Raw genomic sequence first — 10,756 nt, forward strand, 5'->3', positions numbered from 1 at the left:
CGGGTCGGCGGCGGGTCGTCCTCGGGTGGCTTGGGTGGGCGGCCGCGCCGGCGGCCGGCCTTCGCCTCGTAGGCGGCGCGCCTGGCCTCGTAGTCCGGCCGGGCGGCTTCGGCCTCGGCGCGGGCCTGCTCCTCGAGCCGGGCGCAGGCGGCATCCAGCTTGGCCTTCAGCGCCTCGCGCCTGGCGATCTCGGCGGGCAGCGCCTGCGGGTCGGGCACGGCTTCGGCGTCCGCCGCCTCGGCGCGGGCGGTCAGTTCCGCGATGTCGGCAGCAAGCCTGGCGCGCAACTCCTTCGCCCGGTCGTCGTAGCGCACCGAGCGGATCTTGGAGGCGTTGGCGTCGAGCTTGGTTCCGTCGATCGCCACCGTCCCGAGACGCAGCAGGCCGCTCTCGCGCGCCAGCAGCAGCACCTGCAGGAAGGCCGCCTCGAAGGCGGCGCGGTTGGCGCGGCGGAAGGCGGCGATGGTGTCGTGGTCGGGATGCAGGTTCGCCGCCACGTAGCGCACGCCGATGTCGCGATGGGTCGCCCGCTCGATCCGCCGCGACGAGAAGATGCCATTGGCGTAGCAGTAGATCAGCAGCGCCAGCAGCAGCCGCGGGTGGTACTGCGCCTTGCCGCCAGGAACCGGCCGCATCGCGAAGGCGCCGAGCGGCACTCGATCCACCGCCGCCACCACGAAATGCGCCACGTCATCCGCCGGAAGCCAATCCTTCGCATCCGGCGGCAGCAGAAACGCCTGGTCGCGGCTGAACGGAATGAACTGCGTCATGACCAGCAGATTCGCCGATTTCAGGCCGCACGGGAATCCGACAGGCTGTTAGAGCGTTTTCAAGCCTTGCGGCTTCGCAAGGCGCCTTAAAAAAGTGCGTCGGAACATTGATCTAGGGCCGCTTCACCGTCCTCGCTTTTGGTGACATGGCTCCTAGCCGAAGACAGGCCCGGGCAGCCCGGCGATCTCGCGGATCAGCTTGCGGCGCACCGCCAGGCCGAAGGCCTCGAAATCCTCGGCCGCCACCAGGAAGGCGCCGGGCCCGCCGATCACGCTCTCCCGGTAGTAGATATCCAGCGGGATGGGCGGGCGGCGGCCAAAGGTGGGGCGGTCGTTCAGGATCGGCAGGCCGTTGATCGTGATGCCCGCCGCCACGGCGCGGTCCCGCGCTTCCTCCGCCGGCCCGCCGCTGTTGTTCACGCCGTCGCCGGAGACGTCGATCACCTGGCGCGTCGCCTCGAAGGGGCAGGTCTCCAGCAGCCGGCGGCTGAAATCCAGCGCGCCGGAGATGGAGGTCCAGGACAGGGAAGCGCGTGGCGCCTCGTCCAGCGCCGTGGCCCAGATGTCCGCCTGCTCCTGGCTGCCGATGCGGGTCCAGGGCAGCACCAGCCGCTGATACTCGGACCCGGCCCATTCGACATAGGCGATGGCGACCCCGCCCAGCATGCCGCCGCGGATCGCCTCCACCAGCCGCGGGTCGGTCATCGCGCTGCGATAGCCTTCCCGTTGCAGCCGGGCCTCGTCCGGATCGACGGAGCGGCTGACATCGACGGCCAGCACCAGCGCCACATCCACCGGTTCATCGGCCCGCGCCGGATCCGGCGGCCGAAAGCCGGCCGCGGCACCCGCGGCGGCGAGAAGGGTTCTGCGACGCATCGGCCGGCTCCCGCTTCCATGACGCGGTCATGCAACCGCAACGCGCGGCGCCGGTTCAAGCATCAAGAAAGATTTGAGCGCCGCCGCCTGCTGGGCCGGAGCGGCGCCACGGGTCAAACGGCAGCGGCCACGGCGGCCACCACGCGGGCCACCTCCGCCTCGCTCAGATAGGGGTGCATCGGCAGGGACAGGATCCGCTGGCACAGATCCTCCGCCACCGGCAGTTCGGGCGCGCCGGCGGCGATGCCGCCCGCATGGGCCGCGGCATAGGCGGGCTGCCGGTGCAGCGACTTCGGATAGTAGATGGCGGTGGGCACGCCGGCGGCCTTGCAGGCTTCCTGCACCCGGGCGCGGGCGGGGGCATCGGCCAGCAGGATGGAATAGAGGCCCCAGGCATGGCCGGCGACCGCCGGCGGCACCTGCACCTTGCCGGCCAGGCCGGCATTGTAGGCCAGTGCCGTGCGGGTGCGGGCGGCCAGCTCCCCCTCCAGCAGCGGCAGCTTGGCCAGCAGGATGGTGGCCTGGATGGTGTCCAGCCGGCCGTTCATGCCGGTGCGCTCCACCTCGTAGCGGGTGCGACCTTCGCCATGCGTGCGCAGGCTGCGCCACAGCTCCGCGCGGTCGGCATCCTCGGTCAGCAGGGCGCCGCCATCGCCATAGCAGCCCAGAGTCTTGGTCGGGTAGAAGCTCAACGCCGTGGCATGGCCGAAGCGGCCCAGCCGCTTGCCGCCCAGCGCCGCGCCGAAGGCCTGGGCCGCGTCGTCCAGCGCGAACATCCCCTTCTCGGCGCACAGCACCTCGATCGCCGGCCACTCCGCCGGCAGGCCGAACAGGTCCACGCCCACCACCGCCGCCGGCCGCAGCCGGCCCTCGGCTTCCACCAGCGCGATCCGGCGCTTGAGGTCAGCCAGGTCGATGTTGAAGGTGACGGGATCGACATCGACGAAGATCGGCGTCGCGCCCAGCACCAGCGGCACCTCCGCCGTCGCGGTGTAGGTGAAGGCGGGCAGGAACACCGCGTCACCCCGGCCGATGCCCTCCCCCATCATCGCGATCTGCAGGGCATCGGTGCCGGAGGAGACGCCGACGGCATGGGCGCAGCCGGCGAAGCCGGCCAGCTTCTGCTCCAGCTCCGCCACCTCCGGCCCGTTGATGAAGCGGCCACCATCCAGCACGGCGGCCAGGCGCTGGTCCAACTCGGCGCGGATCAGCGCCTGCTGCGCCTTCATGTCGAACAGGGCGATCGGGGGGAGGCTGGTCATCGTCATCCGTCGTTCGTTGCCGGGCGCATGCTTAGACCCGCGCGCCCGCGCCGGCCAAATCACCCGGCATTTCACCGCTTTGCGCGGCCGGTCGGCGGCCCCGCCGGCGCGCCGCGCCCGGGTTTGTCCCAGCTGGCGGCTTCGCGCGTGCGTGCCGCTTAAAAAAGCGGCAATACCTTGCATGCGAGAAGCGCCTGAAATTTTCAGGCAAAGTGAAGCAGCCCCATGCGCATCCGCACCGTCTTCCTGCTCGGCTTCGGCGTCATCGGCCTGCCCGGGCTCCTGATGTCCGGCTGGATCGCGGCCACCGCCCTGCAGGATGCCAGGCGTGCCGACCAGGCCGTGCTGGCCACCCGCGCCATGGCGGAGGTGTTGCGGGGCCAGGCCGCCTATGCGGTGCAGTCCGGCCGTTTGACCGGCGCCTTCGGCGCAGCGCAGCCGAATCTGGAGGAGATGCGTACGGGCCATGAGGCGGCGGCCCGGGTGCTGGGCGCGGGCGAGGCGGCGGTGCGCGCCATGGGCCTCGACCCCACCCCGCTGCGCGAGACGGCGGAGACCAGTGCCACGCTGCTGCGCCGGATGACGGAGGCGGCGGCGAGGCCGCCGGCCGAGCGTGACATGGCCCTGATCCGCGACGTCGCCGCCGCCCGGTCGCGCATCGGCAACCAGCTGACGGCGCTGAGCCTGAAGGTCGGCCAGGACCTGGCGGTTCTGTCGCCCGGCCTGGCGCTGCGCGCCGATATCGCCGTGCACAGCGCCTCGCTCCGCGACATGGCGGGGCGTCGATCGCTGTTCCTCACCGGCTGGATCGGCGGGCAGGCGGTGGCGGCGGCGCCGCTGACGAATGCCCAGGTGCTGACCGGCCGCATGGAGGAAGCCTTCGCCAATATTGCCCGGCTGGTCGAGGCCGATCGCGCGCCGCGGCTGATGACGGCGCTCGCCGAACAGCGCCAGAGCTTCCTCGAAGGCTCCGAGAAGACCTGGCGCAGCCTGTTCGATCTGGCCGGCCGCAAGCTGGCCGGCGCGACCGAGGCGTGGCCGGTGGACCTCGCCACCTATCGCCGCTTCTCGGTTGACTCCCTTGCCGCGCTGCTTTCCATGCGCGACGCCGCGCTGGAGGAGGCGCTGGTCGTCGGCGCGGCCGAAAGCGCCGAGAACTGGCGGGCGGTGGGCTTCAGCCTCGCCGCGGTGCTGATGACGCTGGGGCTGGTCGCCGCCGCGCTGGTGGTCCTGCTGCGGCGGGTGGTGGCGCCGCTCGGGCAATTGACCGGGGTGGTCGGCCGTATCGGCCAGGGCGAGTTGACGCTGGCGGTGCCGGGCCGCGGCCGTTCCGACGAGCTGGGCCAGATGGCCGGTGCGGTGGAACAGCTGCGCCAGGCATCGCTGGAGCGCCTGCGGCTGGAGGCGGCACAGGCAGCGGAACAGCAGGCAAGGCTGGCCCGCGCCGCGCATGTCGAGACGCTGCTGCACGGCTTCGAGGCGGAGACGGCGGGCGTGCTGCGCGCCGTGGCCTCGGCCGCGACGGAGCTGGACGCGACCGCCGCCGGCATGGCGGAAACCGCGGAGGCCGGGGCGACGCGCGCCACCGCAGTGGCCGAAGCCGCTGCCGAGGCCAGCACCAATGTCGGCAGCGTGGCCGCGGCGACCGAGGAACTCTCCGCCTCGATCTCCGAGGTGGTGCGCCAGATCGAGGCCAGTGCGCGCGCCGCCCGGGAGGCGACGGAGGCTGCGGAGGCCACCGATGCCACCGTGCGCGGCCTGTCGGAGGCGGCGTCGCGCATCGGCGACGTGGTGCGGCTGATCGGCGACATCGCCGGCCAGACCAACCTCCTGGCGCTGAACGCGACGATCGAGGCGGCGCGCGCCGGCGAAGCCGGCAAGGGCTTCGCGGTGGTGGCAAGCGAGGTGAAGGCGCTGGCGGCGCAGACGGCCAAGGCGACGGAGGAGATCGGCGCGCAGATCGGCTCCATGCAGAGCGAGACGACGCGCACCGTGGATGTGGTGCGCGCCATCGCCCGGACCATCGAGACGCTGAACGCGACCACCGCCCAGGTGGCGGAGACGGCGGCGCAGCAGGCGCAGGCGACGCAGGAGATCGGCGAGGCGGTGGCCAAGGCGGCCAACGGCACGCAGCAGGCTTCCCACCACGCCAGCGGCGTCAGCGAGGATGCGGCGCGGACCGGGGCGGCGGCCGGCGATGTGCGCGGCGCCTCCGCGGAACTGGCCCGCCAGGCGGAGGGCCTGCGCGGCCAGGTGGACGCCTTCCTCGGCGCCATCCGCGCCGCCTGAAGGCGCCCGGCGTCTGAGGGCGCGGGATACGCAACCTGCGGCCGGCTTCAGGCCGGCCGAGGCCGCGAAGGCGGCCCGCCGCCTGTGCGGCGAAGCCAAGCCGGCGGAGCCGGCGCCCGGCGTCTGAGGGCGCGGGATACGCAACCTGCGGCCGGCTTCAGGCCGGCCGAGGCCGCGAAGGCGGCCCGCCGCCTGTGCGGCGAAGCCAAGCCGACGCCCGGCGTCTGAGGGACCGAACATACATCAACGGCCGCCGAAGGCAGCCGTTGAACCTACTCGGCGGCCTGCCGCGCCGGCTCCCCGGCAGCGCCGGGGCGGCGCACGCGCAGCCTGCGGATGCGGCGGGGATCGGCCTCCAGCACCCGGAACTCCAGGCCGGAGGGGTGGGAGATCAGCTCGCCGCGGGCCGGCACGCGCCCGGCCAGGGTGAAGATCAGCCCGCCCACCGTGTCGATATCCGCCTCGCGCTCATCATCGGTCAGCACCTGGCCGAACTTCGCCTCGAAGGCCTCCACCGTGGTGCGCGCATCCAGCTCCACCGTGCCGTCCGGGCGGTCCTGGATGGTGACGGCGACGGGCTCGTCATGCTCGTCGGAGATGTCGCCGACGATGGTCTCCACCAGATCCTCGATGGTCACCAGCCCGTCGATGCCGCCATATTCATCCACCACCAGCGCCATGTGGATCCGCGCTGCGCGCATCTGCAGCAGCAGGTCCAGCACCGGCACGGTGGGCACCACGAAAAGCGGGCGACGCAGGATGGCCTTCAGCGAGAAGGTCGCCGGGTCCCGCCCCACCGCGGCGAAGACGTCCTTGATGTGGACCATGCCGACCACGTCATCCAGATTCTCCCGGTAGACGGGGAACCGGCTGTGACCCTCGCGCTGGATCAGCCGGATCGCCTGGTCCAGCGTCAGGTTCTCCGGCATCGCCAGGATATCGGCGCGCGGCACCATCACGTCATAGGCCGCCTTGTCGCGCAGCCGCAGCACATTGCCCAGCAGCGCGCGCTCGTTCAGGTCCAGCCCGCCATTGGGGCCGTCCGTCGTGCGCGGGGTGCCTTCCTCCGGCCGGCCTTCCAGCAGTTCCTCAACCTGGTCGCGCACCGTATCCGCGGTGCGCCGGCGCATCAGCCCCTGGATGCGCCAGAGCAGGCTGTTGCGGCGTTCCACGGCATTGCCGCCGGTGTGGCCGCCATTGCCGTTCCCATTGCCGCTTCCCGGGGCGTTGCCGTTGCCGGCCGCGTCATTGCCGCTCATGTCGCTGGCCGTCCCCGGCCCTCCTTCCAGGGGTTGGGGCGGCCGAGCCGGCGCATCACGCGCGCTTCCGCCTGTTCCATGCGCCGCGCCTCGCCGGCCAGCAGGTGGTCGTGGCCTGCCAGGTGCAGCGTGCCATGCGCCAGCAGATGCGCGAGATGATCCGAGGCGCGCCGCCCGGCTTCCCGCGCTTCCCGCCGCACCACGCCCAGCGCCAGGGCGATGTCACCCAGATGCCCGGGCATGCCGGCGGGAAAGGACAGCACATTGGTGGGCTTGGCCTTGTCGCGGTGCCCGGTGTTCAGCCGCTTGATCGCGGCATCATCGGTCAGCAGCACGGTGACGGCGCCATCGGCGCCGCAATCCCGCATCGCCGCGGCCACGGCGCGGCGCGCCAGCGCTTCCGCCCGCGGCACGGCGGCGCGCCACTTCTGCGTGGCCAGGACGATGGTGATGTCCATCCCCTGGTCCGGCATCCCGGCCCCGGCATCCCTGCCCGGTCCGGGACGTCTACTTAACGGTTCCATCGCTCTCCAACTGCCTCCGGCGCCGTCGCACCACCTGGGGTGGCGTGGCGCCGTCCTTCAACCCTCGGCCGGGAAGCCCCGGCCTTCAACCCCGGCCTTCAACCCCGGCCGGGAAGCCCTGACCTTCAACGCTGGGCGCGGGACTGGTCCAGCCGCCCATAGGCCGCCACGATACGGGCGACCAGGGGATGCCTTACCACATCCGCTTCCGCAAATCGCGCGACCGTTATGCCATCCACGCCTTCCAGAATCGAAAGCGCTTCCGCCAGGCCGGATTTCTGGCCCGGCGGCAGATCCACCTGGGTGGGGTCGCCGGTGATGACCATGCGGCTGCCCTCACCCATGCGGGTCAGGAACATCTTCATCTGCGCCGCGGTGGTGTTCTGCGCCTCGTCCAGGATGGCGTAGCAATGCGCCAGGGTGCGGCCGCGCATGAAGGCCAGCGGCGCCACCTCGATCTCGCCGGCCGTCATGCGGCGGGTGAGTTGTTCGGCCGGCATCATGTCGTGCAGGGCGTCGTACAGCGGGCGGAGATAGGGATCGACCTTCTCCTTCAGGTCGCCGGGCAGGTAGCCCAGCTTCTCTCCCGCCTCCACCGCGGGGCGCGACAGCACGATGCGGTCGACGCGCCCCGCCTGCAGCAGGGCAACGCCCTGTGCCACGGCCAGGTAGGTCTTGCCGGTGCCGGCCGGGCCGACGCCGAACACCATTTCGTTGCGCGCCAGCGCGTCGATATAGGCGGCCTGGGCCGGGGTGCGGGGCGTGATGGCGCCCTTGCGGGTGCGGATGGCCGGCAGATCCTGCAGCGGCAGGCGCGGGTCGGCTTCCTGCACGCCCTCCGCCATGCGCATCGCCGCTTCCACCTCGGCGCTGCCCACCGGCTCCCCCTTCTGCAATCGTCGCCACAGCGCCATCAACGCCGCTTCCGCCACATCGGTCCGTTCCGGCGCGCCGGTGATGGTCAACCGGTTGCCCCGGCTGCCAAGGCGGACGCCCAATCGGACCTCCATCCGGGCCAGGTTGCGGTCATGCTCGCCGTAGAGCAGCGGCAGCAGGGCGTTGTCGTCGAATTGCATGCTGACGACACGCTGCGTCGGCTGGTCCCGCAGCATCGGCTGCGGACGGGCGGGCGGGCGGAGGCTGATCGCGGCGGGGGGTGTGTTCAAGCGGCGGCCTTCTCCTGACGGGGCGTTTGCGCGGGCGGGCCGAGCGCCTCATTCCCCTCGAGGCGGACGGAAAGCGAGTTGGGCAAGGCGGCGGTCACCACCGCCGTCACCATCTGGCCCGTGAGGCCGGTGAGTCCAAGGTCGGGCGAGACCAGCCCATGAACCGGCTGCAGCCAGGGCGAACGGCCGGCGAACTGGCCCGCATGCCGCCCGGCGCCGGTGATCAGCACGGCGCAGCTGCGGCCCACGCAGGCGCGGTTGAAGGCGTCCTGCTGGTCCCGCAGCAGCGCCTGGATCTCCTGCAACCGGCGGTCCTTCACCGTCTCCTCCACCTGTGCCACCGCGGTGGCGGCGGGCGTGCCGGGCCGGGGGGAGTATTTGAAGGAATAGGCCAGGGCGAAGCGGACATCCTCGATCAGCTTCAGCGTCGCCTGGTGGTCGGCCTCACTCTCCCCTGGATGGCCAGCGATGAAATCCGACGACAGGGCGATGTCCGGCCGCACGGCGTAGAGCTTCTCCGCGATCCGCCGGTAGTCGTCCGCCCTGTGGCCGCGGTTCATCGCCGCCAGGATCCGGTCGGACCCCGATTGCACCGGCAGGTGCAGGAAGGGCATCAGCTGCGGGATGGCGCCATGGGCGGCGATCAGCGCCTCGTCCATGTCCCGCGGGTGGCTGGTGGTGTAGCGCAGCCGGGCCAGGCCCGGGATTTCCGCCAGTTCCAGCAGCAGGCGCGCCAGCGTCCAGGGCCGGCCTTCCGGCCCCTCGCCATGCCAGGCATTCACGTTCTGGCCCAGCAGCGCGATCTCGCGGGCGCCCTGGGCCACCAGGTGCCGCGCCTCCTTCACCACGGCCGCGGCACTGCGGGAAAACTCGCTGCCGCGGGTGTAGGGGACGACGCAGAAGGAACAGAATTTGTCGCAGCCTTCCTGGATCGTCAGGAAGGCGGTCACGCCCTGCGGCGTGGTGGAATCCGGCAGGAAATCGAATTTCTGCTCCACCGGGAAATCGGTCTCGATCACCGCGCCGCTGGCCCGGCTGATGCGCGCCACCATCTCCGGCAGCCGGTGGTAGCTCTGCGGGCCCAGCACCAGGTCCACATAGGGCGCGCGGGCGGTGATCTCCGCCCCTTCGGCCTGGGCGACGCAGCCGGCGACGGCCAGCACCAGCCGGCCGCCCGCCTGTTCCTTCGCCAGCTTCAGCACGCGCAGCCGGCCGAGTTCGGAAAACAGCTTCTCGCTGGCCTTTTCCCGGATGTGGCAGGTGTTCAGCACGATCATGTCGGCGTCTTCCGGCCCCTCCGCCGGGCCGTAGCCGAGCGGCGCCAGGACATCCGCCATGCGGCCGCTGTCATAGACATTCATCTGGCAGCCCCAGCTGCGGATGAACAGGCGCTTGCGGGGGGTGGAGGCAGTCATTCCGGGCCATGCTCCGCCGCCCCGCCCGGAAAGGGGCGGGGGAAAGCGGGGGATTTGCGCAGGCCGCGCGCCCGGGTCAAGCGAAGCGCGGCGGCCCGGCGGGCCGGGCATGTCTCACCACGCGGACAGGCTGCGGGATGGCGCCGCGCCGGGTCAAGCAGGAAGCAGTGCCGGAGGCGCGGGGGGAGCCGGAATGCGCGCCTGCAGGGGCCGCGCCGGGCGGTTCTGCCGCATGGTGGCGCAGGCATCGGCCACCACATCGGCGCAGGCCGCGGTCAACATCTTGCGGTCGGGGAAGGCGGCGGGGTCAAGCGGCGGATGCAGCACGATGGTGGCCCGGCTGTTGGAGCGCCGGGCGATGCGCCAGAAATGCGTCAGGATGTCCGTGTCGCCATACCAGGCGAAGAGGGGCCGGTCGCGGCGGCAGGCCGGCAGGCCACCCAGCCGGTCGAACACGATGGAGACCGGCTGCACCACGCGCGCCGCATCCGCGACCGACATGAAGGCGCTGCGGAAGGGCAGGACCCGGCCGCCATCGCTGGTGGTGCCTTCCGGGAACAGGATCAGGCTGTCGCCTTCCGCCAGCCGGGCGCGGATCGCATCCGCCTCCCCCTTCGTGCCGCTGCGGCGGCGGCTGACGAAGACGGTACGGCCGAGCCGGGCCACGGTACGGATCAGCGGCCAGCCTTCGATGTCGGACTTGCCGACGAAGCCGGCTTCCAGCGTCGCGCCCAGCGCCAGGATATCGAGCCAGGAGGAATGGTTGGAGACGAACAGCACCGGCATCTGCCGCGCCTGTTCCCCCACAACCTGGATGCGCAGGCCCATCAGGCGGCACAGGGTCCGGTGATAGACCTTGGCGAAGCCGATATGCGCCCGCCCCGGCAGGGCCAGAAGCAGCGCCTGAACCGGAATCGCGATCAGCGTCCACAGCACCAGCATGACCATGCGGCGCACGGCGCGGAAGCGCCCGCCCATCGGTCGCAGCCCCAGCACATCGCCCCACAGACCGTTGGGGTCAGAGGCCGAGAATTGAATCGGTTTGCGCCGCAACAGCTTGCGGGGGCGCAACGCGTCCGGTGCGTTCATTCGTGCGGAGGCCTGCATGGACGCCCATTAATACTCGGATTCAAGGCAGAGCAATGAATCCCTGAAGACGATCTTGTGAACTCCGCCGATCGGCGCCGATTCGGCC

The 10,756-nt window shown here is 71.6% G+C and carries 9 protein-coding genes; 1 reads left to right on the forward strand and 8 read right to left on the reverse strand.

Translation table 11 applies throughout. The features are described 5' to 3' along the window. The 3 genes from HEQ75_RS06140 to HEQ75_RS06150 all read right to left on the reverse strand — a co-directional run. Positions 1 to 770, reverse strand: a 770-nt coding sequence (locus tag HEQ75_RS06140; protein ID WP_168028259.1) for a transposase, incomplete at its 3' end; no start/stop codon positions are given. 153 nt (positions 771 to 923) lie between these two features. Beyond that, positions 924 to 1,646: a DUF1194 domain-containing protein gene (locus HEQ75_RS06145; RefSeq protein ID WP_168028261.1), complete on the reverse strand. Its 723-nt coding sequence runs from the start codon at positions 1,644 to 1,646 to the stop codon at positions 924 to 926. A 113-nt stretch (positions 1,647 to 1,759) separates the two neighbouring features. Further along, positions 1,760 to 2,914, reverse strand: coding sequence for a DegT/DnrJ/EryC1/StrS family aminotransferase (locus tag HEQ75_RS06150; RefSeq protein ID WP_168028263.1), 1,155 nt, complete (start codon positions 2,912 to 2,914; stop codon positions 1,760 to 1,762). A 219-nt stretch (positions 2,915 to 3,133) separates the two neighbouring features. Between HEQ75_RS06150 and HEQ75_RS06155 the strand changes: the two genes are divergently transcribed. Further along, a complete protein-coding gene (locus tag HEQ75_RS06155) occupies positions 3,134 to 5,197 on the forward strand; it encodes a methyl-accepting chemotaxis protein (protein WP_168028265.1) in 2,064 nt (687 codons plus the stop codon). A 272-nt stretch (positions 5,198 to 5,469) separates the two neighbouring features. Here the strand turns inward: HEQ75_RS06155 and HEQ75_RS06160 are convergent, their stop codons facing one another. The 5 genes from HEQ75_RS06160 to HEQ75_RS06180 form a co-directional block, all read right to left on the reverse strand. Beyond that, a complete protein-coding gene (locus HEQ75_RS06160; protein WP_168028268.1) occupies positions 5,470 to 6,456 on the reverse strand; it encodes a hemolysin family protein in 987 nt (328 codons plus the stop codon). Then, positions 6,453 to 6,929, reverse strand: a complete 477-nt coding sequence (gene ybeY, locus HEQ75_RS06165; RefSeq protein WP_168028279.1) for an rRNA maturation RNase YbeY — start codon at positions 6,927 to 6,929, stop codon at positions 6,453 to 6,455. The genes HEQ75_RS06160 and ybeY overlap by 4 nt, the downstream gene beginning before the upstream one ends. A 176-nt stretch (positions 6,930 to 7,105) precedes the next feature. Beyond that, positions 7,106 to 8,092 carry a PhoH family protein gene (locus HEQ75_RS06170; protein WP_168028557.1) on the reverse strand — a complete coding sequence of 329 codons (987 nt, stop codon included), beginning with the start codon at positions 8,090 to 8,092 and terminating at the stop codon, positions 7,106 to 7,108. Positions 8,093 to 8,142: 50 nt separating this feature from the next. Next, positions 8,143 to 9,561, reverse strand: coding sequence for a tRNA (N6-isopentenyl adenosine(37)-C2)-methylthiotransferase MiaB (gene miaB, locus HEQ75_RS06175; RefSeq protein ID WP_168028281.1), 1,419 nt, complete (start codon positions 9,559 to 9,561; stop codon positions 8,143 to 8,145). 153 nt (positions 9,562 to 9,714) lie between these two features. Further along, positions 9,715 to 10,614 (reverse strand): lysophospholipid acyltransferase family protein, encoded by a 900-nt coding sequence (locus HEQ75_RS06180; protein WP_235961338.1) that lies wholly within the window; start codon positions 10,612 to 10,614, stop codon positions 9,715 to 9,717. Positions 10,615 to 10,756 lie beyond the last annotated feature (142 nt).

It is taken from the genome of Falsiroseomonas selenitidurans, assembly GCF_012103215.1.
Classification (GTDB): domain Bacteria; phylum Pseudomonadota; class Alphaproteobacteria; order Acetobacterales; family Acetobacteraceae; genus Falsiroseomonas; species Falsiroseomonas selenitidurans.

What these genes read in the sequence shown, in the direction of transcription:
- HEQ75_RS06145 (WP_168028261.1), bottom strand. Translation starts at nt 1,646, where the DNA reads ATGCGTCGCAGAACCCTTCTCGCCGCCGCGGGTGCCGCGGCCGGCTTT.
- HEQ75_RS06150 (WP_168028263.1), bottom strand. Translation starts at nt 2,914, where the DNA reads ATGACGATGACCAGCCTCCCCCCGATCGCCCTGTTCGACATGAAGGCG.
- HEQ75_RS06155 (WP_168028265.1), top strand. Translation starts at nt 3,134, where the DNA reads ATGCGCATCCGCACCGTCTTCCTGCTCGGCTTCGGCGTCATCGGCCTG.
- HEQ75_RS06160 (WP_168028268.1), bottom strand. Translation starts at nt 6,456, where the DNA reads ATGAGCGGCAATGACGCGGCCGGCAACGGCAACGCCCCGGGAAGCGGC.
- ybeY (WP_168028279.1), bottom strand. Translation starts at nt 6,929, where the DNA reads ATGCCGGACCAGGGGATGGACATCACCATCGTCCTGGCCACGCAGAAG.
- HEQ75_RS06170 (WP_168028557.1), bottom strand. Translation starts at nt 8,092, where the DNA reads ATGCTGCGGGACCAGCCGACGCAGCGTGTCGTCAGCATGCAATTCGAC.
- miaB (WP_168028281.1), bottom strand. Translation starts at nt 9,561, where the DNA reads ATGACTGCCTCCACCCCCCGCAAGCGCCTGTTCATCCGCAGCTGGGGC.